Annotated in this window: 20 protein-coding genes; 15 read left to right on the top strand and 5 right to left on the bottom strand. The window is 76.3% G+C overall.

The annotated features are described in order from the left end of the window. Nucleotides 1-347 precede the first annotated feature (347 nt). The 8 genes from O4U47_RS17490 to O4U47_RS17525 all read left to right on the top strand — a co-directional run bounded on the left by O4U47_RS17490 (nt 348) and on the right by O4U47_RS17525 (nt 8,384). Nucleotides 348-1,181, top strand: coding sequence for a spermidine synthase (locus tag O4U47_RS17490; protein WP_270678953.1), 834 nt, complete (start codon nt 348-350; stop codon nt 1,179-1,181). 223 nt (nt 1,182-1,404) lie between these two features. Continuing rightward, the gene (locus tag O4U47_RS17495) at nt 1,405-2,352 is read left to right on the top strand and encodes a DMT family transporter (RefSeq protein WP_270678954.1); all 948 of its coding nucleotides are present in this window, start codon (nt 1,405-1,407) and stop codon (nt 2,350-2,352) included. Between the two features lie 113 nt (nt 2,353-2,465). Beyond that, on the top strand, nt 2,466-3,683 hold the full coding sequence (locus O4U47_RS17500) for a sensor histidine kinase (protein WP_270678955.1): 1,218 nt from the start codon (nt 2,466-2,468) through the stop codon (nt 3,681-3,683). Continuing rightward, entirely contained in the window at nt 3,680-4,348 is a 669-nt protein-coding gene (locus O4U47_RS17505) for a response regulator (RefSeq protein WP_270678956.1), read from the top strand. The genes O4U47_RS17500 and O4U47_RS17505 overlap by 4 nt, the downstream gene beginning before the upstream one ends. Before the next feature lie 345 nt (nt 4,349-4,693). Next, entirely contained in the window at nt 4,694-5,947 is a 1,254-nt protein-coding gene (locus tag O4U47_RS17510) for a cytochrome ubiquinol oxidase subunit I (RefSeq protein ID WP_270678957.1), read from the top strand. A 44-nt stretch (nt 5,948-5,991) separates the two neighbouring features. Next, nucleotides 5,992-7,017 (top strand): cytochrome d ubiquinol oxidase subunit II, encoded by a 1,026-nt coding sequence (locus tag O4U47_RS17515; RefSeq protein WP_270678958.1) that lies wholly within the window; start codon nt 5,992-5,994, stop codon nt 7,015-7,017. A gap of 170 nt (nt 7,018-7,187) precedes the next feature. Next, nucleotides 7,188-7,556, top strand: a complete 369-nt coding sequence (locus O4U47_RS17520; protein WP_270678959.1) for a hypothetical protein — start codon at nt 7,188-7,190, stop codon at nt 7,554-7,556. 90 nt (nt 7,557-7,646) lie between these two features. Further along, complete coding sequence (locus O4U47_RS17525) at nt 7,647-8,384, top strand: TetR/AcrR family transcriptional regulator (RefSeq protein WP_270678960.1); 738 nt, start codon at nt 7,647-7,649, stop codon at nt 8,382-8,384. A 49-nt stretch (nt 8,385-8,433) separates the two neighbouring features. Here O4U47_RS17525 and O4U47_RS17530 read toward each other — a convergent pair whose 3' ends face one another. After that, nucleotides 8,434-8,607, bottom strand: a complete 174-nt coding sequence (locus O4U47_RS17530) for a hypothetical protein (protein ID WP_270678961.1) — start codon at nt 8,605-8,607, stop codon at nt 8,434-8,436. Between the two features lie 275 nt (nt 8,608-8,882). On the opposite strand from O4U47_RS17530, the gene O4U47_RS17535 reads away from it, so the two are divergent. Beyond that, complete coding sequence (locus O4U47_RS17535; RefSeq protein ID WP_270678962.1) at nt 8,883-9,869, top strand: FkbM family methyltransferase; 987 nt, start codon at nt 8,883-8,885, stop codon at nt 9,867-9,869. On the opposite strand, the gene O4U47_RS17540 is transcribed toward O4U47_RS17535, so the two are convergent. Then, on the bottom strand, nt 9,862-11,022 hold the full coding sequence (locus O4U47_RS17540; protein ID WP_270678963.1) for a thiolase C-terminal domain-containing protein: 1,161 nt from the start codon (nt 11,020-11,022) through the stop codon (nt 9,862-9,864). The genes O4U47_RS17535 and O4U47_RS17540 overlap by 8 nt on opposite strands. 234 nt (nt 11,023-11,256) lie before the next feature. Further along, nucleotides 11,257-11,562, bottom strand: a complete 306-nt coding sequence (locus O4U47_RS17545) for a Dabb family protein (RefSeq protein ID WP_270678964.1) — start codon at nt 11,560-11,562, stop codon at nt 11,257-11,259. Between the two features lie 169 nt (nt 11,563-11,731). Here O4U47_RS17545 and O4U47_RS17550 point away from each other — a divergent pair, with 169 nt between their 5' ends. Further along, nucleotides 11,732-12,802 carry an LLM class flavin-dependent oxidoreductase gene (locus tag O4U47_RS17550; RefSeq protein WP_270678965.1) on the top strand — a complete coding sequence of 357 codons (1,071 nt, stop codon included), beginning with the start codon at nt 11,732-11,734 and terminating at the stop codon, nt 12,800-12,802. Nucleotides 12,803-12,836: 34 nt separating this feature from the next. Continuing rightward, nucleotides 12,837-14,411 (top strand): AMP-binding protein, encoded by a 1,575-nt coding sequence (locus tag O4U47_RS17555; RefSeq protein ID WP_270678966.1) that lies wholly within the window; start codon nt 12,837-12,839, stop codon nt 14,409-14,411. 377 nt (nt 14,412-14,788) lie between these two features. Here the strand turns inward: O4U47_RS17555 and O4U47_RS17560 are convergent, their stop codons facing one another. Next, entirely contained in the window at nt 14,789-15,742 is a 954-nt protein-coding gene (locus O4U47_RS17560; protein WP_270678967.1) for a cyclase family protein, read from the bottom strand. Between the two features lie 92 nt (nt 15,743-15,834). On the opposite strand from O4U47_RS17560, the gene O4U47_RS17565 reads away from it, so the two are divergent. Further along, the gene (locus tag O4U47_RS17565; RefSeq protein WP_270678968.1) at nt 15,835-17,028 is read left to right on the top strand and encodes a serine hydrolase domain-containing protein; all 1,194 of its coding nucleotides are present in this window, start codon (nt 15,835-15,837) and stop codon (nt 17,026-17,028) included. 17 nt (nt 17,029-17,045) lie between these two features. Here the strand turns inward: O4U47_RS17565 and O4U47_RS17570 are convergent, their stop codons facing one another. After that, the gene (locus tag O4U47_RS17570) at nt 17,046-17,804 is read right to left on the bottom strand and encodes an SDR family NAD(P)-dependent oxidoreductase (protein WP_270678969.1); all 759 of its coding nucleotides are present in this window, start codon (nt 17,802-17,804) and stop codon (nt 17,046-17,048) included. 104 nt (nt 17,805-17,908) lie between these two features. Between O4U47_RS17570 and O4U47_RS17575 the strand changes: the two genes are divergently transcribed. The 3 genes from O4U47_RS17575 (at nt 17,909) to O4U47_RS17585 (ending at nt 22,745) form a co-directional block, all read left to right on the top strand. Further along, nucleotides 17,909-18,343 (top strand): Zn-ribbon domain-containing OB-fold protein, encoded by a 435-nt coding sequence (locus O4U47_RS17575; RefSeq protein ID WP_270678970.1) that lies wholly within the window; start codon nt 17,909-17,911, stop codon nt 18,341-18,343. 191 nt (nt 18,344-18,534) lie between these two features. Next, a complete protein-coding gene (locus O4U47_RS17580; protein WP_270678971.1) occupies nt 18,535-20,136 on the top strand; it encodes a class I adenylate-forming enzyme family protein in 1,602 nt (533 codons plus the stop codon). 398 nt (nt 20,137-20,534) lie between these two features. Continuing rightward, nucleotides 20,535-22,745 (top strand): acetate--CoA ligase family protein, encoded by a 2,211-nt coding sequence (locus O4U47_RS17585; RefSeq protein WP_270678972.1) that lies wholly within the window; start codon nt 20,535-20,537, stop codon nt 22,743-22,745. Nucleotides 22,746-22,840 lie beyond the last annotated feature (95 nt).

Genomic DNA, 22,840 nt, shown 5'->3' on the forward strand with positions numbered 1-22,840 from the left:
GGCCGACAACGCACCAGGGAGGGCCGCCGCCCTCCCTCGTCGCCGCCCTCCACCTGACACCCCGGCGGCCCGCCGCCCGGCCGGAGTCCATGAGCTGGGGTACCTGCCGAGCCGCCTGCCCACATGGACCGAGAGGAACCCGGCGCCCGGCACTACCGCCGAGAAGAACGGACCCCGCCCCCTGGCCCCACTCCCCCGCGCCTATCGGCCTGCCGGGGCGGACCCCGCGACCACCCGACATCCCCTCACCACATGCTCGGTGGGTCCTCCGAACGGGGATTGCGTAATCTTCACCGTGAAACCGCCGCACGGCATGCGGCGGGGACGGACACGAAACACGGGGGACCATGTCGACCGGCGCCGACGGCGGATTCCGCACGCACACCGAACTCGTCCGGGACGCCGACCGCCCGGACTCCTGGCTGCTCGTCGTCGACGGCACGCCGCAGTCGCACGTCGACCTCTCCGACCCCACCCACCTGGACTTCGAGTACGTCCGCCGCCTCGGGCACGTCGCCGACCTCCTCGCGCCCGCCGGGCAGCCGATCGACGTCTTCCACCTCGGCGCCGGGGCGCTCACCCTCGCCCGCTACATCGCCGCCACCCGCCCCGGATCGCGGCAGCGGGCCGTCGACATCGACGCCGACCTGGTCGCCGCCGTCCGCTCCACGCTCCCCCTGGACCGCCGGTCCGGGATCCGGGTCGGCATCGGCGACGCCCGCTCCTGGCTCGCCGAGCGGCACGACGCCCGGGCCGACCTGATCGTGTCCGACGTCTTCGCCGGGGCCCGCACCCCCGCCGCCCTGACCAGCACCGAGTTCTTCACCGACGCCGCCCGGGTGCTGCGCCCCGGCGGCGTCCTCGCGGTGAACGTCGCCGACGGCGGCCGCCTGCTGCACGCCCGCCGCCAGCTCGCCACCGCCGCCGAGGTGTTCGCCCACGCCGGTGTGGTGGCCGAACCCGGTGTGCTGCGCGGGCGCCGGTTCGGCAACCTCGTGCTGGTCGCCTCGGACCGGCCGCTGCCCGCCGACGAGCTGGCCCACCGGGCCCACCGCGACCCGGACATGGCCCGCCTCGTGCACGGAGACGACCTGGAGCGCTTCATCTCCGGTGCCCGTCCCGTCCGCGACGCCGACGCCGAGGACTCCCCCGCCCCGCCGAGCGGCACCTTCGTGCGCTGACCGGCGCGACCGGGCAAGGGGGCCGCCATTCATCGGGTCACCCCAGGTGCGCTAGTGTCGGCCCCGGACCACCACCCACGCGAGGACACCGATGGGCGACCCGACCACTCTCTTCGTCACTCCTCCCCCGGACGCCTGACAGGAGCGTCCGCGGCTCCGCGGTACGGACACCGCCGGCGCTCCGTGATGCGGCCGAATCCCCATCGACGGAGGAGTCCTCGTCGTGCCTTCCACCTCTCCCGACGCGTCCGCGCACGCCGCGTCGTCCGCCGCGCCCGCGCGGCGCGGCCTCGCCCTGCTCGCCACCGCCGGTGTGCTCTGGGGCATGGGCGGCCCCGCCGGCCACCTGCTGCAGTCCGCCGGGGTCGCCCCCTTGGCCGTGGCCACCTACCGCCTGCTCATCGCCGGGCTGCTGATCACCGCGTTCCTCGCCGCCACCGGAGCCCTGCGGCGCCTGCCCCGCTCCCGGGCGTTCGCGGTGCGCCTGGCCGCCAACGCCGTCCTGCACGCCGTCTTCCAGCTCCTGTACTTCGCCTCGCTCGCCCTCATCCCGGTGGGCCTGGCGACGCTGGTGAAGATCGGCAGCGTTCCGGTGTTCGTGGCCGCCGGGGTCTGCCTGCTCGCCCGGCGCCGCCCCGGCGCGCGGCTCGCGGTGTCCGTGGTGCCCGCCCTCGCCGGGCTGGCGCTGCTGGCCGGGTTCCCCTCGGTCGGCGCCTCCCCGGCCCACCTGGCGGCCGGGCTGGCCTGCGCCCTGGGGGCGGGGCTGGCGTTCTCGGCGATGACGCTGGTCAACCGGCGACCCGTGGAAGGGCTGCCGCCGCTGGTCAACGTCGGCCTGGGCATGCTCGCGGGGGCCGTGCTCCTGCTGCCCGCGGGCCTGGCCGCCGGGATGGCCGTCCCCGCCCGGCCGGACACGCTCGCCCTGCTGGCCTTCCTGGGCCTGGTCCCCACGGTCCTCGCCTACCTGGCCTACTTCCGGGGCCTGCAGTCGGCCTCGGACGCGGGGGCCGCCGTCGGCACGCTCGCCGAGCCGATGACCGCCGCCGTTCTGTCGGCCCTGTTCCTCGGTGAGCGGATGACGGTGCCGGGACTGGTCGGTACGGCGCTGCTGGCGGTGTCCATGTCGGCCGAACCGGTCGCGGACGCCGTGCGGCGGCGCCTACGGCGCTGATCCGGCCCCCGGACGCCCGGGGCGTGTACTCCCCGGGGAGTACACGCCCCGGCCGGATCCTCCCCTCCGGGAGGACGCGCCGCCCCCTGGGGCGCTGCGTACCGTTGGGTGCCATGACCGTCTCCCGCTGGCGCCCCACGACGGGCGACACGGTGCTCGCCGCCGCGCTCGCGGCCGTCGTGTTCGTCGTCTCCATCGGGCTCGACCTCTACCACGCTCCGCCCTTCGAGCGCGGCCTGGACCCGCTCGGCTACACGCTGCTGGGCCTGGCGGTGTTCCCCCTGTTCTGGCGCAGGCGGGCCCCCCTGCCCGTCGCGCTCACGACCGTCCCCGCCACCACGCTGTACTACCCGCTGGGCTTCCCCGACGGCCCGGTGCTCCTGTGCGGCGCGGTCGCGCTGTTCACCGTCGTCGCCCAGGGGTACCGCTGGCAGGGGTGGTCCCTGGGTCTGGCGCAGTGGCTCGTCGTCCACGGCTGGGAGGCCTACGCCTTCGGGACGCCGCTCATTCTGGGCCCCGCCCTCGGCGTCCTCGCGTGGACCCTGGTGGTCATGTGCACCGCCGAAGTGACGCGGTGGCGCCGCGAGTACCAGGCGGTGCTGGAACAGCGCCGCGCCGACGCCGCTCGCACCCGCGAGGAGGAGATCCTGCGCCGCACCGCCGACGAGCGGCTGCGCCTGGCCCGGGAGGTGCACGACACCGTCGCGCACAGCATCTCCCTGATCAACGTCCAGGCCGGGACGGCGCTCTACCTCATCGAGGCCGAGCCCGAGCGCGCCGCGCAGGCGCTGGCCACCATCAAGCGGACCAGCAAGGAGACCCTGCGCGACCTGCGCGCCACCCTCGACGTGCTGCGGGCCGTGGACGAGGAGGCGCCACGCGCCCCCACACCGGGCCTGGACCGGCTGGAACGCCTGGTCGAGGACACCCGGGGCGCCGGGATCGGCGTCGCTCTGGAGGTCCGCGGCGAGCGCCGGCGCCTCCCGCCGGGCACCGAGGCCGCCGCCTTCCGGATCGTCCAGGAGGCGCTGACCAACGTCGTCCGGCACAGCGGCGCCGGGCACGCGGCGGTGGAGGTCGGCTACCGCCCCGAGGGGGTGGAGCTGCGGGTGCGCGACGACGGCCGCGGCCCGGCGCCCGCGCACCGGGCCGGCAACGGCCTGACCGGGATGCGCGAGCGCGCCGAGGCGCTCGGCGGCGCGTTCGGCGCGGGACCGGGCGGGGACGGGGGGTTCGAGGTGTGGGCCCACCTCCCGGCCTCCTCGGGAGAACCCTCGGCGGCACGGGATACTGGCCCGGACGGTGCGGGCGTTCGAGGGGAGCACGGGTGATCCGGGTGCTGCTGGCCGACGACCAGTCCCTGGTGCGGGCGGGTTTCGCGGCGCTGCTGAACAGCGCGCCCGACATCGAGGTGGCCGCGGAGGCCGCGGACGGCGAGGAGGCCGTGCGGCTGGCCGCCGCCGAGCGGCCGAACGTGGTGCTGATGGACATCCGCATGCCGGGCACCGACGGCCTGGCCGCCACCGGGCGCATCCTGGCCGACCCGGCGCTGTCCGCCACCAAGGTGATCATCCTGACCACCTTCGACCTGGACGAGTACATCTTCGAGGCGCTGCGGGCGGGCGCCAGCGGCTTCCTGGTCAAGGACACCGAGCCGGAGGAGCTGCTGCAGGGGGTGCGGGTGGTGGCGCGCGGGGACGCGCTGCTGTCGCCGACGGTGACCCGGCGCCTGGTCGCCGACTACGCCGCCCGGCCGTCCCGCCGCGCGGCCCCGACGGAGCGGCTGGCCGAGCTGACCGACCGGGAGCGCGAGGTGCTGGCCCTGGTCGGTGCGGGGCTGTCGAACGATGAGATCGCCGAGCGGCTGGTACTGAGCCCGGCGACGGCGAAGACGCACGTCAGCCGGGCGATGGTGAAGCTCCGGGTGCGCGACCGGGCGCAACTGGTCGTGATCGCCTACGAGACGTCCCTCGTGACGCCGGGCTGGCTGGACTGACACCCGGCGCTCCCGCCCGCGCCGAGCCGTACGCCGCGCAGCGGACGGGCGCGCACTAGCGGGCCATGGGGGTACCCGCACCACCGAGACGGGTCCGGCCGCCTCTGGCCTGACCCGCACGACGCGCCCCGCCCGCCGATCCGCCGTCCGCGGCGCGTCTGGGCCCCCGCATCCCCCCTAAGGGCACCGCGGGTTCCCCCTTACACCCGGGGGAGTACCCGGCCCGCCTCCCCCACGCCCAGCGCCGTAGGGGGATTGCCTTCCCCCGGTCGATGCCCCGCGGCCGACCGTGGGCCCACCATCGTCGCCGTCACTGATTCGGCCCCGACGGTTAAGGCGCACGGCATGCTCGACGACCCCCTGGCTCTGGCGCGGCTCCAGTTCGCGTTCACGGCGGCGACGCACTACATGTTCGTCGCGCTCACCCTCGGCCTCGCCCCCTACATCCTGTTCAACCAGCTCGCGGCCGTGCGCAAGCGCGACGAGGCGCGGATGCGCGCCGTCCGGTTCTGGGGCGGCCTCTATGTCGTCAACTACGCGATGGGCGTGCTCTCCGGCCTGGTGATGGAGCTGCAGCTGGCGTTGAACTGGAGCGGGCTGAGCGGCATGTTCGGCTACGCCTTCGGCGCCCCGCTCGCGGTGGAGACGATGGGCGCGTTCTTCGTCGAGTCCACCTTCCTCGGCCTGTGGATCTTCGGCTGGGACCGGATGGGCCGGTGGGCGCACTGGGCGTGCTTCCTGGTGGTGACCGCGACCGCCTACGCCTCGGCCTACTGGGTGCTGGTGGCCAACGGGTTCCTCAAGTGGCCGGCCGGGTTCCGCATCGAGGACGGGACGGCGGTGCTGGACAGCCCCTGGGCACTGATGGGCAACCCGTCGGCGCTGCTGGCCTTCGCCCACGTGGCCACCTCCGCCCTGCTCGTCGGCGCCGCGGTGATCGGCGCGGTCAGCGCCTCCCACCTGCGGCGGGGCCACGACCCGGACCGGATGTTCCACCGCGGGGTGCGGCACGCGGTCGCGATCATGCTGGTGGCGGTCTTCCCGGTGGTCGCGTTCGGGGGCACCCAGTTCGCCATGATCGGGCAGGACCCGCCCACCAGCGGCGCCACCTACACCGCCGAGGAGATCGCCGCGATCGAGGCGGCCGCGTCCCCGGCGGTGGAGGCCGTCGGCAGGATCGGCGGCGACGTGGTCATGATGACGTCCTGGCTGCTGATCACCCTGGTGGCCGGGACCGGGGCGCTGGTGTGGCTGGTGCGGCGGCTGGACCGGTGGCGCTGGTTCCACTGGGTGCTGATCGCCCTGCCCGCCCTGCCCTACCTCGCCAGCATCGGCGGGTGGACGTTCCGCGAGACCATGCGCCAGCCGTGGGTCGTCCGCCACCACCTGACCACCGCCGACGCCATGACCGACCTGTCGCCCGCGATGGCGGTGGCCTCCTTCGCCTTCTTCACCGCCGCCTTCACCGCGCTGGCCGCGGTCACCTTCTGGCTGCTGGTCCGCTTCGCCCGGCGCGGCCCCGAGGGCGGGCCGCTCGCCCCGGCGCCCGCCGGACCGGACCGGGAGGGCGGGGAGCCGGTGCCCGCCCGGACCCTGTGACCCCGGAGACCCCGTGACCCCCCACGACGACGCTGGAGACCCCGATGGAGCTCGTACCCGTCCTGTTCCTCACCGCACTGCTGGTGGGCTACTTCGTCCTCGCGGGCTGCGACGTCGGGCTGGGCATGCTGGTGCCCTACCTGGCCCGCACCCGCGGTGAGCGGCGGCGCGCCGTCTCCGCGGCCGCCCCCTACTTCCTGGGCACCGAGGTGTGGCTGGTCGGCGCGATCGGCGTCGTCGCGGGCCTGTTCCCGGAGCTGAAGACCACCGTGGTCACCGGGCTGTGGCCGGTGTTCTCGGCCCTGCTGGCCGGGTGGCTGCTGCGCGACGCCGGGCTGTGGTTCCGGGCCCGGGCCGAGGCGCCGGCCTGGCACGGGCTGTGGGACGCGGCGATCGTCGGCGGAAGCTGGACGGTGGCGGTGTGCTGGGGCCTGGTCGGCGGAGCGCTTCTGGCGGGCGGGTCGCCCGCCTCCCCGTTCGCGCTGGCCGTCGCCGCTCTCGTGGTGGTGCTCTTCCTGCTGCGCGGGGCGGCCTTCGGCGCCGAGCGCCTGGTGCCGCCGGGCCGCGAGGCCGACGGTTCGGAGGCCGCGGACGCGGCGGACGCGGCGGCGCGGCTGACCCGGGTGCTGGCGCGGGTCGGGCTCGCGGTGCTGGCGGTCGCGGCGGTGCTGGGCGCCCTCCCCGGCGCCCTGGACGGCGGTCGGCCGCTCGCGGCGGGCGCCGGGGCCGCGCTGGTCGCGGTGGCCCTGGCGGCCACCGCCGGGACGGAGGGCCCCGGGCGCTCCCGGCACGCCTCGGCCGTGGCGATGGGGGTACTGGCCCCGGCGGTGGCGGTGGGTGCGGCGCTGCCGGTGGAGCCGGTGCCCGGAGCGGTGCTGACTCTGGTGGCGGTGGCGCTGGCCCCGGTGGTGCCGCTCATGGTGCTGGGCCAGGTGGCGCTGTACCGGATGCTGCGCCGTCCCGCGTCGGCGACCGGCTTCTTCGCCCAGGCGGCGCTCGGGTCGCCGACGGGCCGGTTGCGGCCGACGGCGGTTGGCGGCCCCCGGGTTCGGGAATCCTCCGGAGGATGACCGGGCGGCGCCGCGTCTCCGGCCACCACGGAGCACGGGTCACCCCACGCCCCCGGGGCGGCCCGTGCGGTGGACCGGCGCGGCAGGATGTTTTCCCCTCTCTTTGTTGCCACACTCTGTGACATTGCCAATACGCTTGGTCGCAAGGCGGGACCGGGGGGAAGGGTCCGATGTCGATCTCCGATCTGTTCGCTTCCGCGGAGGACCAGCTCGACCTGCACGAGCGGCTCCGGCTCTATATCGAAGGGGTGCGCGAGCGCGCCGACCGGGCGGTGCCCTGGGGGCCCGACACCGTCGGCGTCCCCCGCCAGAGCTGTGACAGCGGGCTGCTGCGCATCAACGACGTGGCGTTCTACGCCAACGCCCGGCACGAGATCTCCACCTTCGCCGGGCTGTGCCTGAACCTGCTGTCCCTGCACCGCCCGCGCGACGGCGGCGGCATCAGCAGCGCCCAGGCCCCGGCGGTGCAGCGGTGCCGCTGCTGCATGCTCCGCTGGCCCTGCCCGACCATCCGGGAGATGGCCGAACTGCTCGGCTGACCGGGGCACCGCGCCGGGACGCCCGTGCGCGAGGACGCGCGGCCCGGCGTTATCGAGCAAGCGATTGGACAGCGGAAGCATAATGGGGGCGTGAACACCCGCAGCCGAGACGCCTCGGGCGCCTCCACCACCGACGACGCCACTGACGACGCCACCTCCCCGGTGACCGGCGGCGCGCCCCGCGGGCGCGGGCGCGGCCGGCGCTCCTCCTCCGCCGCCGCCTCGGAGCGGCGCGGGAACCTGGTGCGGCTGGCCGCCGACCTGTTCGCCCGCAAGGGCTTCCAGGCCACCACCGTGCGGGAGATCGCCGACGAGGCGGGCATCCTCTCCGGCAGCCTCTACCACCACTTCGACTCCAAGGAGTCGATCGTGGACGAGGTGCTCTCCTCCTACCTCGAGGACCTGCTCGGCCGCTACCGCGCGGCCGTGGAGGCGGACGGCGGGCCGCGGGAGGTGCTCTCCCGCCTGATCCAGGAGGCCTACCGGTCGCTGGAGCCGCACCGGGCGGCGATCACGGTGGTCCAGAACGACTGGAACTACCTGCAGCAGTTCCCGCGGTTCGGCTACCTGGCCGAGGCCGAGGGCGAGATCCAGGACATCTGGGTCGGCGTGATCGGCGACGGCCAGCGCGAAGGGGTGTTCCGCCACGACATCGACCCGAAGCTGACCTACCGGATGATCCGCGACACCATCTGGGTCGCGGTGCGCTGGTACCGCCCGGAGGGGACCCTGGGCACCGCCGAGCTGGCGGAGCACTTCATGACGGTGCTGTTCGACGGGATCAGCGTCGGCCGCCGCGACTCCCAGCCCGCACCGGCCGGGGGCTGAGCCCAGGGCCCGGGGGCGCCCGCTCGGCGCCCCCGGGCGGCGGGCGGGGTCACGGCCCGCCGACGAGCGCGGGGCTCAGCCCGACGTCGATGGCGGCCAGCGGCAGGCCGCCCTGCGCACCGGGCCCATCCGGCACGGGCAGGACCCCGGCCATGACCAGCCCTCCGACCAGCAGCGCACCGGCCACCAGCACCAGGACGCCTCGTGCGGTCCTCTCCGTCATCGGCTTCTCCTCACGTGGTTCAGGGGTATGTGCTCGGGGGGTACCGCAGCCTTGATAACGGTGACCGGATCACGGCTGGGGGACGGTCCGGAACCCGCCGGACCGCCCGTGTCGCCGCCCTTCGCCCGCTTCCGACCGGGTCCGTCCGGCCCATCCGCCACACGCCGGGCACGGGCCCTGCTTCCCGCGCGGACCCCGGGTTAGCCTGACGGGCGAGGCGGGCCGCGCCCACGCGGGTCGGCCGCCGACGGCCGCCCCACATCCCGGAGAGCGACATGGCCCTGTACTTCCGCTCCGCCGCGCCCCGCCGGGAGCACGACTACCGCTCCACCCCGGAGGGGCGGCGGCACAGCTGGTACGGCACCAAGAGGCACGTCAAGCGCGTCCTCGGAACGCGCCTGCCCCACCTGGCGATGCGCGGCGCGGTCCGGGTCGCCGCACCCGGGCTCCGCGCGTCGGGCCGCCTGCCCGCCCCCGCACGGCTGCCCGAGGTCGTCGGACACGCCGACGGCGCGCGCTTCGTGATGCTGCGCCCGGCCGACTGCGTCATCGCCAAGGAGCTGTACTGGGGCGGCGGACGCCGCCCGCGGCCCGCCGACGACCTGGCGGTGCGGATGTTCGCGGCGCTGGCCCGGGACGCCTCGCACCTGCTCGACATCGGCGCCTACACCGGCCTGTTCACCCTGGTCGGCACCGCCGCCAACGAGGACCTGGAGGCGCACGCCTTCGAGATGGTGCCGGAGGTCTACCGCGCCCTGTTCGACAACTGCGTGCGCAACCGGGTGCTGCACCGCACGACCCTGCACCACGTGGGGGTGGGGCCGCCGGACACGACCGTGGCCATGCCCGCCCGCTCCGGCGACGCCGCCCTGCCCTGCTACTACTCCAGCGGCATGGAGTTCGCCGACGGCGTCCCGGTGCGCACCGTCGCCCTGGACTCCTTCGCCGGGCTGCCCGGCGACGGGCGGGTCCTGCTCAAGGTCGACGTGGAGGGGACCGAGGCCGAGGTGTTCGCGCACGGGCGGGCGTTCATGGCCGGGCACCGGCCCGACGTGCTGTGCGAGGTCCTGCCGGACGCCGACGCCGAGCGCCTGTCGTCCCTGCTCGAACCGCTCGGGTACCGGTTCCACCTGGTGGGCACGCGCGCCCTGGCCCCCGCCGGGGAGCTGGTGCCCGACCCGCGGTTCCGCGACTGGCTGTTCACCCCCCGGACGGCGGCGGAGCTCAGAGCACTCGGCGTACCGGTCGCGGGGCCTACCTGACCAGCAGCGCGGCGCTGCCGTAGGCGCCGCCGAAGCCGGTGCACAGGGCCGCGGAAGCCCCGGCCAGGCGGCCGACGCCGTCGCCGCGCAGTTCCCGCACCGCCTCGGCGACGTTGTTCAGGCCGTGCACGTACCCCTCCGACAGCAGCCCGCCGTGCGGGTTGACGGGCACTCCCCCGGCGGCGGACGCGCCCTGCGCGGTGATGCCGCCGGACCGCAGGACCCGTGCCATCTCCCCCGGCTCCACGAGGCCGAAGTCGGCGAGCTGGCGCGGCACCAGGAAGGAGTAGGCGTCGTAGAGGAACGCCGCGTCCACGTCCCCGGGGCGCATGCCCGCCGCGGCGTACAGGCGCGGGGCGACCTCCTCCGAGAAGACGGCGCCCGGGTCCGGTGACCGGTCCAGCCGGGACAGGTCGGGGCGTCCTCCGCGCACCACGGCCCGGATGCGCGGCGCCCCCTCCGCGGCCGGCCGCCGCGCGCCGGTGACCACCAGGGCGCACGCCCCGTCGGCCTCCTGGCAGCAGTCGGCGCGGCGCAGCGGCGCGGCGATGACCGGCTCGCGGAGGTAGTCCTCCCACGGCAGCGGCTCCCGGCGCATCGCGCGCGGGTTGTCGGCGGCCTGGGCGCGGGACGAGGCGACCACGGCGGCCAGGTCGCGCTCGCCGAGCCCGGCGTCGTACAGGTAGCGGCGGGCGACGAGGGCGAAGTGGGCGACCGGCCCGGCGAGCCCGTAGGGCAGGGTGAACTGTTCCTCGACGCCTTCGCCCTGGCGCAGGCCGAGCCCGGTCATGCGGCGGCCGGAGCGGCCGTTGAGGGAGCGGTGCACCAGCACGGTGGAGGCCTGCCCGGTGGCCACGAGCATCGCGGCGTCCCCGAGGACGGAGGCGCACTGGGTGCCGCCGCCGTGCATGTCGTTGTGCCAGCCCAGGCGGGCCAGGCCCAGTTCGCGGGCCAGGTCGGTGGCGGGCGCGGAGTCGCCGAGGTGGTAGGAGAGGATCGCGTCGACCTCGTCGGGGGCCGTACCGGCGTCGTCGAGGGCGGTCCGGGCGGCTTCGGCGGCGAGGGCGAGCGGGGTGCGGCCGGAGGACCGGGTGAGGGGGGTCGCCCCGACGCCGACGACCGCGGCGCGCTCGGCGATTCCGGATGCGCCCATGCGGCCTCCCGGGGGCCGGGGAGGGGCCGGACGCCGCCCGCCGGGGACGGGGCGCGATCCATCCCCGACAGGCGACGCGTTCTCATGCCTGCCGTCCGGCACGCCTGGCGGGGTGGGCCCACCGGGCGCCCTCACCGGGCTCGGCTCGCAACCGAAGCTAGCTTTGAAACACGTTCTAACGCAAGGGCCGCAATCGATTCGATATGACGCGCGCCACACGGCCCGGTGCGCGCTCTACCCGCGGTCGGGCACGGCGATCTGCACGGAGGCGCGGTCGGCCAGCAGGGGGCGGATCAGCGCGAGCGCCGCCTGGTGGTCGGGATGGTCGCGGTAGGCCTCCAGCCCGGCCTCGTCGTCGACGTCGGCGGCCACGCCGAAGTCGTAGGTGCCCTCGGAGATGCCGAGGTCGGGGCCGAAGGTGTAGGCCCGCAGCTCCGGGATGCGCCCGGGGAGCCGGGCGAGCGCGTCGCGGATCCGGTCCACCTTCTCGGGGGTCGCCTCGCCGTTCCAGCGGAACAGCGCGATGTGCCTGATCGCCATGGTGCCGAACCTACCGTCCGGGGCACGGGAGGCCTCGCTCCGCCCCGCCCGGACGCCGCCCGAGCCGCCGGGACGGCGTCTGGCCGCGCCCCGGCCGCCCTGCTAGGCTACCAAGCGAACGCTTGGTAGATATCCGGTCCGCGGTCCGTCCGCGAGGAAGGATGCGGCCTTGAAGTTCTCCACCTTCCACCTCTTCCACCGCTTCCCCGGCCAGTCCGTCCAAGAGGTGTACGACCACCACGCCGAGCTCATCGAGCTCGCCGAGGAGCTCGGCTTCCACGGCGCACGCGTCGCCGAGCACCACTTCCGCGACTACGGCACGGTCCCCTCCGGCCTGGCGTTCCTCGCCCACATGGCCGGGCGGACCGAGCGCCTGCGCCTGGGCACCGGCATCGTCGTGCTGCCCCTGTACGACCCCGTGCACGTGGCCGAGCAGGCCGCCATGGTCGACGTGCTCTCCGGCGGACGGCTCGACCTCGGCGTCGGGCGCGGCTACCAGAGCTACGAGTTCGACGGGTTCGGCGTCGACCTGTCCCAGGCCCGCGCGCGCTTCGACGAGGCCCTGGAGACGGTGCTGGCCCTGTGGGGCGGAGAGCCCGTGCGCCGTGAGGGCGCGTTCTCCTCGGTCGCCCCGGCCCTGGACGAGGGCGTCGCCCTGGTGCCGCTCCCCCTGCAGTCCCCGCACCCCCCGGTTCACGTGGCCGCCGTCAGCCCGGAGACCGTCGAACGGTATGCGGCGCGCGGCCTGCCCATCCTGGCCGACCCGGCCGCCCCCTTCTCCCGTGTGGCCCGCGCCGCCGAGGCGTGGCGCTCGACCGCCGCCGCCCACGGGCACGACCCCGACACCGCCGAGCTGGTGGTCGGGCGCTCCGTCTACGTGGCCCCCTCGGCCGGGCAGGCCCGTGAGGACCTGGAGCGGTTCGAGGCGTCCTTCGACCGCACCCGCATCTTCAACGAGCGCAGCGCCCCGCTCGACCGGCGCACCGGCGAGGTCGCCCAGGGCTTCGAGTACTGGCAGAACCGGTACATGAAGGGCGCCGAGGTCGGCACCGACGACCGTTGGGAGCGCCTGGAGGTGGTCGGCGACCCCGATCGGGTGGTCGGTCAGGTGCGGATGCTCCAGGAGATGGGCTTCGGCCACCTGCTGTGCGACTTCGGCAGCACCCGGCGGATGCCGCTGGAGGAGATGAAGAAGGTGCTGAAGTTCTTCGCGGCCGAGGTCATGCCCGCCTTCGCCTGACACCCGAACCGCGCCGCGCCCCCACGGAGGCCCGATGTCCGCCGTCCACACCCTCACCCTCGCCGACGTCCTGCGCGAGCACCGCCGCTCGCGGCCCGCGACCACCGCCGCCGTCGACGGGCCGGTCCGCCTCACCTACCCCGGCCTCGACGCCCGCACCTGCCGCCTGGCCCGCGCGCTGGCCGACGCGGGGACCGGGCCCGGAGACCGTCTCCTGTACATCGGCCGGAACTCCGTCCGGCTCCAGGAGGGCCTGCTGGCGGCGGCGCGGCTCGGGGCGGTGTTCGTGCCCGCCAACTGGCGCCAGAGCGCCGAGGAGCTGGCGTTCGTCCTGCGCGACCTCGCCCCCTCGGCGGTCCTCTGGCAGGGCGGCGACCTGGAGCCTGCGGTGCGCGCCGCCCGTGAAGCCGTGGCCGGTGACCCCGGGCGGCGCGAGTGCCTGTGGATCCGGTGCGACGGCCCCGCCGACGGGGACACCGCGGCAGCGGACCCCTACGAGGAACTGATCGCCTCAGCGCCCGAAGACGACCCCGGGGGCGACACCGACGCCTCCCTCCCCGTCCTGGGCCTGTACACCGCCGCGTTCGACGGGCGGCCGGTGTGCGCGCTGCTCAGCCACGCCGCCCTCATCGCGCACGACGCCGCCCTCTTCCAGGTGCGCAGGATCGGCCCCGGTTTCACCTTCCTGAACAGCGGGCCGCTCTTCCACGTCGGCACCATGATGTTCAACCTGGCGACGTTCCACGCCGGGGGCACCAACGTGTACATGCCCGCCTTCGACGCCGCCGAGGCCGCCCGGCTCATCGAAGCCGAGCGGGTGGACCACATGTTCGGCTTCGGCCCCATGCTCGACGCCGTCGCCGAGGCCAACCGGGACGGGGACGGCGCCCTCAGGCACGACCTGTCGAGCCTGCACTTCGCGTCGCACTCCCCCGAATGGGACGCCCAAGTCACCGTCGGCACCGACCCGTGGAGCGCCTCGGGCATGGGCGGCTACGGGCAGACGCAGGCGTGCGGCATGCTCACCTACCTGGCGCTGGGGCCGGGCGGCGAGGGGGCGGCCGGGCGCCCCTCCCCCATGGTGCAGGTGCGTATCACCGGGTCCGGCGGCGAGGAGCTGCCCGCCGGGGAGACCGGGGAGATCACAGCGCGCGGGCCGAGCCTGTTCAGCGGGTACCACGCCCGCCCCGAGCTGACCGCGCGCACGCTGTCCGGGGGCTGGCACCGCACCGGCGACCTGGGGCGCCGGGAGGCCGACGGCACGATCACCTTCATCGGCCCGCGGCTGCGCATGATCAAGACGGGCAACGAGAACGTCTACCCCGCCGAGGTCGAGCGCGCGCTCAAGGCGCACCCGGGGATCGCGGACGCGGCGGTGATCGGCGTCCCGGACGACACGTGGGGGCAGCGCGTGGCGGCCGTGGTGCAGTGCGAACCGGGGGCACGGCCGACCGAGGAGGAGGTCGTGGAGCACGTGCGCGGCCTACTGGCCTCGTACAAGAAGCCGAGCCGGGTGGTGTTCACCGACGCCCTGCCCAAGGACGGCCATCTGCCCGACTACGCGAAGCTGGACGCCGCGTACGGCGGGGGCGGGTACCCGGGCGGGTGATCTGCGCCGTTGAGGGTGGTGGGTGACGGGAGGGCCACAGGCGCCGGGGGAGGGTGCCGGGCCCAGGGGCGGGGGACAGCCCCTGGGGCCGGCCGCGGGGGAAATCCGCGGCCGTCATGGCTTCCATGACGGACGTGGGGTCCTGGAAGCCCGGCCGGGTGCGGTTCTCGGGATTCGGCGCCCTGGGGGGCGGGGCCGCACCGCCGAGAAGAACCTAACGGCGCTCCGGTCACGCATCCGAACTATTCCGGTAACCGGAATGTCTCGATTCCTCCTCACCGGCGTCGCCTGTGGCCCACATGAGCAGTCACGATAAATGCGGGATAAGCGGCCCGCCAGGGGGACCCGGCGTCCGGATCCGGCCGCGCGCGGACGGTTCACAGCGCCGCGAGGGGGTTGATAGGGCTGCCCGTCCCGCCTCCGACCGGCAGCGGCGCCACCGCGAGCAGGAAGTCGGCGCGGCCCGCTTCCGCCAGCGCCGAGCCGAGCTCCTCCAGCCGCGCCATCTCCATCAGCGGGACCCCGTGCCGCCACAGCAGCACCAGGTGCGCGTCGTCCTCGGGGGCGTCCACCGGGCCGCCGTCGGCCCCCAGCGCCTGCACCGCGGTGTTGTCGCACACCACCACCGCCGTGTCGCGGGCGGCCAGCCACCGCACCGCCGACCCGTCCAGGCCCGGCTGGGCGCCCTGGTACAGGCCGGGGTCCTCCTCCCAGGCCAGGGGCCAGCCCGTGCGCACGACGGCGGCGTCCCCCGGGGCCAGCAGGCGTGCGCCGGGCATGGCCTCCAGGTCCGCGGCGCCGACGCGGTCGCCGGGGCCGAGGCGGGCGGCGCCGCGGTGCCGGGCGGCGTCGAAGAGCACCCCCCGGGTCAGCACGCCGCGCGCGGCCGCGTGCTCGACGCCCAGCCGGGAGGCCCCGCGGCTGCCCACCCGGGCGGCGGGGTGGCCGTTGTACATGCGCTCCCCGGCCCACATGTGGCACAGCGCGTCCATGTGGGTGGTGGTGCCGTGCGGGGAGAGCACGAGCGCGTCGTCGGCGACCCGGCGCCCGCCGGGCAGGGGCGGGGCCCCGGCCGCCTGGTCGGCCCCGTCGACGGCCATGTAGTGCTGCGGCAGCGGCCGCCCGGCCATGTGCGGGACGCGGGCGGGGCGGCCGCTCGCGGTGGCGCCCTCGACCGGCTGGGCGAGGCTGAGCACCCGGCCGTCCCGGACGGCGGCCAGGCCGCGCAGCACGGCCTCGGGGGTGAGCAGGTTGAGGGCGCCGAGCTGGTCCTCCGGCCCCCAGCGGCCCCAGTTGTGCGGCCCGTCCGGCGCGCGGTCGCCGACGTCCACGGCTTCTCCTCTCCTAGAGGTCGGGTGATCACATGCGAGGGGGCGGCCGGTAGCATGCGCGGGTCGCCCGAGATCGGGAAAGGCAGGGGGCAGTGTCCGAGGAGACCGAGGTCCACGGCGTGTGCGCGCCCGGGTTCGAGCGGGTGCGCCGCGTCTTCGAGAACAACTTCGCCCGCGGGCTGGAGGTCGGCGCCGCCGTCACCGTCTTCGCGGGCGACGAGCGGGTCGTCGAGCTGTGGGGCGGCTGGGCCGACCGCCGCGCGGAGCGCCCGTGGCGGCGGGACACCCCCTGCTTCGCCTTCTCCTGCACCAAGGCGGTGACGGCGGCGGCCGCGCTGCGGGTGGCCGAGCGGGGCGGGCACGACCTGTCGGCGCCGGTGGCCTCCTGGTGGCCGGGGTACGACGCGCACGGCAAGGGCAAGACCACCGGCGAGCACCTGCTGTCCCACCAGGCGGGGCTGCCCGCCTTCGACACCCCGGTGAGCGCGGAGGAGGCGGCCGATCCGGCGGCCATGGCCGACCTGCTGGCCGCCCAGGCCCCCGCGTGGGAGCCGGGGACGGGCCACGGCTACCACGCCTTCACCTACGGATGGCTGGCCGGGGAGATCGTGCGGCGGCTGGACGGGCGCACCGTCGGGGCCTACACGGCGGACGAGATCGCCGGGCCGCTCGGGCTGGACCTGTGGGTGGGCGCGCCGGACGGCGTCGCCGCCCGGGCCGCCCGGCTGACCCGCAAGGCGGGGTCTGGGCCCTCCCGGTCCGCCGACATCGCCGATGGGCCCTCCGACGACCCCATCGCGCGGATGGCGCGGGCCGCCCGCGACCCGGAGAGCCTGTACTCGCGCTCCTTCCGCAACCCCGACATGGCCCCGGTGCGGGGCGGGTTCAACGACCGCGGCGTGATGGCGGCGGGCTGGCCGGCCGCGGGACTGACCACCACCGCCACCGGACTGGCCGGGTTCTACCGGGACCTGCTGGCCGGGCGGATCGTCTCCCCGGACACGCTGCGGGCCGCCGTGGCGCCGCGCGTGGAGGGGGCCGACGCCGTCCTGCACCTGACGAGTTCGTTCGGCCTGGGGTTCATGCGCCCGTCGCTGGTGTTCGCGGTGCCGCGGGCGGCTCAGGCCGGGGCGTTCGGCCATACGGGATCGGGCGGCTCGATCGGGTTGGCCGACCTGGACCACGGCATCTCCATCGGGTACGTGATGAACGGCCTGGGCGCTGAGCTGTCGGGGGGAATGCGGTCGATGCGCCTGGTGAAGGCGGTCTACGACAGCCTCCGCTGAGGGGGCGGGCGCCGCGGTCAGTGCATCGTGACGCCTCCGCTCACCGACAGGGTCTGGCCGGTGATGTAGGACGCCGCCGGGTCGGCGAGGAAGGCCACCGCCGCGGCGATATCGGCGGCCTCGCCCAGCCGGCCCACCGGGATCCTCCGCGCCAGCGCCTCCACCATGCCCGGGTGCTCCTCGGCGACGCGGCGCAGCATCGGGGTGTCGGTCGGCCCCGGGCAGACCGTGTTGCAGGTGACGCCCTGCCGCGCGTACTCCCGCGCCAGCGACTTGGCCAGGCCGAGCAGCGCCGCCTTGGTGGCCGAGTAGGCGGCCTCGCCTCCGGCGCCGGCGCGTGCCCCGTCGGAGGACACGAAGACCACCCTGCCGAAGCCGCGCCCGGCCATGCCCGGCAGCAGGTCCCGGGTGAGCAGCATCGGCGCGCGGGCGTTCACGCGCCACATCAGGTCCCAGTCGGCGGGGTCGCCGCGGGCGAACGGGCCGACGGTGCTCACCCCGGCGCCGTGCACCAGCACGTCCACCGCGCCCCCGGCCGCGTCGCGCGCCCTCCCGGCGGCGGCCGCGGCACCGTCCGGGTCGGCCAGGTCGACACCGATCGCCGACGCGCCGGGCAGGGCGGCGACGGCCCCCTGTGCGGCGGCCGCGTCCAGGTCGGCCGCCACCACCTGGGCCCCGGCCCGGGCGAGGGCGGCGCACACCGCCCGGCCGATCCCTCCGGCGGCGCCCGTGACCAGCGCGCTCCGCCCGTCGAGGCCGTCGGTCCGGTACTCCACGGGACCTCCCTCCGGGCGGCGCGGGACCACCCTTGCCGGTGAACCAAGCATACGCTAGCTTGATTTCACGCGGTCGTCACGGGACCCGGGAGGTCGCGGTGGCCATGGACGCACGCGGCGGGCGCCCGCACCCGGTGCCCACCCCGCTGACCGAGCCCTACTGGCGCGCGTGCCGCCGGGGCGAGCTGGCGATCCAGCGCTGCGCGGGCTGCCGCCGCTACGTGCACCTGCCCGAGCCCGCCTGCCCCTTCTGCGGCGGCGGCGACCTCGCCTTCGCACCGGTGTCGGGGCGCGGGCGGGTGGTCACCCACACCACCGTGCACCGCTCGTTCGCCCCCGGGTTCACCGGCGCCGCCCCCTACACCCTGGTGTGGGTGGAGCTCGCCGAGCAGGCGGGGCTGCGCGCCTTCGGCGGCCTGCGCGGCCGCCCGCCCGGGGGTCCCCGCATCGGCCTGCCGGTCCGCGTCGTCTTCACCGACCTGCCCGGCTTCGGCCCGATCCCCGACTTCCGACCGGAGACGGAGGACCATGAGCGCTGAACCCGCCCGCGGACCCGGCGGGGCCGCGTCGCTGGCCCTGTCTTCCGGCGCGGAGGCGGTCGTCGAGGAGGGGACGCACAAAGGTCCGGGCCGTGGCGGCCGACCCCGGCGGGCACCCCGTGGTGCTGTACGCGCCCGCCCCCAGACCCGACCGTCACCGGCCGCGCGCCGGATCACCCCCAGGAGGCCAGGTGGAACAGAACCCGCAGGCGGCCCCGGCCGCCGACCCCTTCGGCAACTACGGATACGCGATCCTGACCGCGGGCGCCCTGGCCGCCCCCGACCGCATGGCCCTGACCTACATGGGCGAGCGCCGGTTCACCTACGGCGAGCTGAACCGCGCCGTCGACCGCCGCGCCCACGCCCTCGCGCGGGCGGGCGCCGCGCCGGGGCGCCGGGTGGCGGCGCTGCTCACCGAGACGGTGGCGGTGGCCGAGGTCTACCTCGCCCTGTTCAAGTCGGGCGCGGTCACCGCCGCGCTCAACCCCTACTGGGACGCCGACGTGCTGGCCGAGGTGGTGTCCCGCTCGGGCGCCACCGCGTTCGTCTACGACGCCGGCGCCGAGGAGGCGGTGCGCGCGGTGCGCCCGCGCCTGCCCGGCGTCTCCTCCTGGATCCGGGTGGGCGGCCCGTCCGGGGAGGACGCGGACACGGTGGACCTGGACGCGCTCGGCGCCGACGTGCCGGACACCGAGCCGCCGGTCCACGGAAGCGGGGACGACCCGCTGGCGCTGTTCTACACCTCCGGCTCCACCGGCCTGCCCAAGCCGGTCGTGCACACGCACGCGAGCGCGCTGGCGACCGCCCGGCTGTGGCAGGACATCCCCGGCGGCCCGGACGGCGTCTTCGGCACCGGCGCGATCATCTGGGGCATCGGCTTCCCCGCGATCGCGGGCCCGGCGCTGTACGGGCGCATGCACCTGGTGCTGGAGCAGGACTGGGGGCCGGAGAACTTCCTGCGGGCGGTCCCGCGGGAAAGGGTGACGCACGTGAGCCTGATCCCCGGCTTCTTCAGCGCGCTGCTGTCCGAAAGCGGGCACGAGAAGGCCGACCTGTCGTCGCTGACCACGGTGGTCCTGGGAGGGGAGCCGATCGCCCCGGCGCTGCTCGCGCGGATCAAGGACCGGCTGCCGCAGGCCCGGGTGTACGGGTACTACGGGCAGACCGAGGCGCCGTACTCGGTGTCCGGGCGGATCGACGACGGGACGTGGGACCGGCGCTCGTCGGGGCGGGCCCGCACCGGGTTCGCGGTGCGGGTGACGGACCCGGACGGGCGGCCGGTGGTCGGCGAGGCCGGGGAGATCAACCTGGCGGGGCCGCACCGGATGGCCGGGTACGACGGACTGCCGGAGGCGACCGCCGAGGTGCTGCGGGGCGTCTGGTACGTCGGCGGCGACCTGGGGGTGCTGGACGCCGACGGGAACCTGCAGGTGCTCGGGCGGCGGTCGGACGCGATCCTCAAAGGAGGGGTGTGGACCCAGCCCGCGCGGGTCGAGGAGGCGGCCCAGGAGGTGGAGGGCGTGGCCGACTGCGGGGCGGTGGGGGTGCCGGAGAACCCGGACGGGGCCGAGGCCGCCGAGCAGCGCATCCTGCTGGCGGTGGTGCCGAAGGCGGGCTCCGCGGTGACCCCGGAGGGGGTGGCGCGGGAGCTGTCCGACCGCCTGCCGGAGCACCGGCGCCCGGACGCGGTGGTGGTGGCCGACGGGCTGCCCCGCACCCAGGACGCCTCGGGCGGGCCGGGCAAGCTGCTGCGCAGGCGGATCAGGGACCTCTACGGGCACCGGGCCGAATGAGGGGCCAGGGGGCCGCGACGGGCCTCCGTCCTGCCCGCAACGGCCCCCTGGCGCCCGGACGCTCCGGGTCCGGAGCCGGTTCACCGGGGCCCCGCCCTCCCACTGGGGGGTCGGAAGGGCGGGGCCGAGCGGACCGGCGGCAGGCCGTCGGGGATGGTGGTGCGCTGTGTCGGCGGCCCGACCGCCGTTCCGGAGCACGGCCGGCGGGGGCCGGGCTCCGGGCCGCTCACCAACGGATTCTCCCGTCCGCGCCACCAGCCCCGGCAGACCCACCACAGGCCCGGATTCCGATTTGGGCCGTTGGACCCCCTCCCAGGGCCCACAGGCCCAACGCGGAGCCCTGACCGCCGCCCCGGCGAAGGCCCGCCACCGTCCCGCGCCGATACCGAGGGAGCGCCATGGCACCCGTCGCCGCCACCGAGATGCAGGCCAAGCGCCTCGCCGCGCAGGCAGGCGTCCCCGTCCCCCGCGGCACCGCGCACCGCACCCCCGAGGAGGCGGCCGCAGGCGCCGCCGCCCTGAGACCGCCGCTGGTCCTCAAGGCGTTCGGGCCCGGACTCCTGCACAAGTCCGACGCCGGTGCCGTGCGCCTCGGCCTGGACGGGCCCGGCCGGGTCCGCGCCGCGGCGGAGGCGATGCTGCGCCGCCTGAGGGACCTGGGCCCGGCCCCTGACGGCTTCCTGGTGGAGGAGCAGTGCCCGCCCGGCGCCGAGGTCATCGTCGGCGCCGTCGCCGACCCGTCCTTCGGCCCTCTCCTGCTGGTGGGGCTCGGCGGGGTCTGGACCGAGGCCCTCGACGACACCGTGGTCCTCCCCTGCCCGCTGGAGCCCGGCGAGGCCGCCCGCCTGCCGGACCGGCTGCGCGGCGCCGCCCTGCTCCGCGGCGGGCGCGGCACCCCTCCGGTGGACCGGGCGGCCCTCACGGCGGTGGTCGAAGCGGTCGGCGGCCCCGGCGGGCTGGTGGAGCGCCTCGGCCCGGCCCTGTCCTCATTCGAGCTGAACCCGGTCATCGCCGGGCCGGAGGGGGCCGTGGCGGCCGACGCCCGGCTGCTGGTCGCCGACGGCTCCACCGTGCCCGAGGACCTCCCTCCCGCGCCTCCCGCGGAGCCGGGCGGGCGCGTGGGCCGGGACGGCGCCCCTCCGACCGACTTCGCCCGGCTGTCCGCGCCGCGCGGGGTGGCCGTCGTCGGCGCCTCCACCCGCGGCCGGGGCTTCGGCAGCATGTTCCTGTCCAACTACCGCACGTCGGGCTACCCGGGCACGCTCGTCGCCGTGCACCCCACCGCCCGCGAGGTGGACGGCGTCCCCGCGGTCCCGTCGCTGGCCGAGGTGCCCCCGGAGACCGACTACGCCCTGGTCGCGGTCCCCGCCGCCGCCTGCGCCGACGCCGTCCGGCGGGCGCGCGGCATCCCGTTCGTGCAGGTCGTCGGGGACGGCTTCGCCGAGTCCGGGCCCGAGGGCGCGGCCCTGGAGGCCGAGCTGGTCGCCGCCGCCCGCCGGAGCGGGGCCCGGCTTCTGGGCCCCAACTGCATGGGGGTCTACTCCCCCGCGGGCGGCCAGACCTTCCTGGGCGGGCCGCCCGGCGAGCCGGGGCGGGTGGGACTGGTCGCGCAGAGCGGGGGCCTGGCGGGCGAGACGGTCCGGGTCGGCGAGCGGCGCGGGCTGCGCTTCTCCACCGCGGCGACCGTCGGGAACGCGGCCGACGTGGGAGCGGCCGAACTGGTCCGGCACCTGGTCGGCGACCCGGGCACCAGGGTGCTGGGCCTGTACGTGGAGAGCCCGCCGGACGGCCGCGCCCTGGCCCGGGCCCTGCGCGCCGCGCGGGGCCGGGTGCCGGTGGCGGTCCTGGTCGGCGGGCGCACCCGGCTGGGGCGGCGCGCCGCCGCCTCGCACACCGGCGCCCTGGCCGGGGACGCGCGGGTCTGGGAGGGCCTGGCCGCCCGGTGCGGCTTCGCGCTGGTGCGGAGCCAGGAGGAGCTGCTCGCGGTGCTGGAGATGTTCGACCTGCAGGCCGAACGCCCGGCGGGCGGTGGGCCGGAGGTGCTGATCGCGGGCCCGAGCGGCGGGGCGGGGGTGCTGGCGGCCGACGCCTTCGACACGGCGGGGGCGGCGCTTCCGCCGCTGGGCCCTGAGGCGGAGGAGGCCCTTCGTGCGGCGGTGCCGCGCGCGGCGCCGGGCAATCCGCTGGAGATCCCGTTGGGACCGCTCGGCCCGATGGGGCTGGCGCGGTCGGCGGTGGCGGCGGTGTGCGGCGCCCACCCGTACCCGGATGCGGTGGCGCACGCGAACGTGCAGAGCTTCGCGGCGTTCGCGCCCCCGGCCGGGGGCGCGTCGACGGCCGAGTCGGTGCGCGCCTCTCTGCTGGAGTACGTGGGCCACCTCGGGCACCTGCAGAAGGAGGTCCCGGCGACCCGGGTATCGCTGGTCCTGCGCAACGTGGAATGCGGTCCGCCCGGCCTGCTCGACACCCTGCGCCCGGCCGCGCGGGAGGCGGGCGTCCCGTGTTCCACCTCGATGGAGACGGCGGCGGTGGCGGTCATGGCGGCCAAGGCGTTCGCGACCGCGCGGGACGGAGAAGAGGAGCAGGCCGAGCCGCGGGAACCGGCCTGAGCCCGGTCCGACCAGGGGCGGCGACGGCGGTGACCGACGGGTGGGCGGCGTGTCCCGGGCGGGCGTGCCGGTGTTCCCCTCTTCCGGCATTCCAC

The sequence above is a fragment of the Nocardiopsis suaedae genome (assembly GCF_027706745.1).
GTDB lineage: Bacteria > Actinomycetota > Actinomycetes > Streptosporangiales > Streptosporangiaceae > Nocardiopsis_A > Nocardiopsis_A suaedae.

Bases quoted from the DNA above. Each gene is read 5' to 3' on its own strand.
- O4U47_RS17490 (WP_270678953.1), top strand. From the start codon at position 348: ATGTCGACCGGCGCCGACGGCGGATTCCGCACGCACACCGAACTCGTC.
- O4U47_RS17500 (WP_270678955.1), top strand. From the start codon at position 2,466: ATGACCGTCTCCCGCTGGCGCCCCACGACGGGCGACACGGTGCTCGCC.
- O4U47_RS17510 (WP_270678957.1), top strand. From the start codon at position 4,694: ATGCTCGACGACCCCCTGGCTCTGGCGCGGCTCCAGTTCGCGTTCACG.
- O4U47_RS17515 (WP_270678958.1), top strand. From the start codon at position 5,992: ATGGAGCTCGTACCCGTCCTGTTCCTCACCGCACTGCTGGTGGGCTAC.
- O4U47_RS17520 (WP_270678959.1), top strand. From the start codon at position 7,188: ATGTCGATCTCCGATCTGTTCGCTTCCGCGGAGGACCAGCTCGACCTG.
- O4U47_RS17530 (WP_270678961.1), bottom strand. From the start codon at position 8,607: ATGACGGAGAGGACCGCACGAGGCGTCCTGGTGCTGGTGGCCGGTGCG.
- O4U47_RS17535 (WP_270678962.1), top strand. From the start codon at position 8,883: ATGGCCCTGTACTTCCGCTCCGCCGCGCCCCGCCGGGAGCACGACTAC.
- O4U47_RS17540 (WP_270678963.1), bottom strand. From the start codon at position 11,022: ATGGGCGCATCCGGAATCGCCGAGCGCGCCGCGGTCGTCGGCGTCGGG.
- O4U47_RS17545 (WP_270678964.1), bottom strand. From the start codon at position 11,562: ATGGCGATCAGGCACATCGCGCTGTTCCGCTGGAACGGCGAGGCGACC.
- O4U47_RS17555 (WP_270678966.1), top strand. From the start codon at position 12,837: ATGTCCGCCGTCCACACCCTCACCCTCGCCGACGTCCTGCGCGAGCAC.
- O4U47_RS17575 (WP_270678970.1), top strand. From the start codon at position 17,909: ATGGACGCACGCGGCGGGCGCCCGCACCCGGTGCCCACCCCGCTGACC.
- O4U47_RS17585 (WP_270678972.1), top strand. From the start codon at position 20,535: ATGGCACCCGTCGCCGCCACCGAGATGCAGGCCAAGCGCCTCGCCGCG.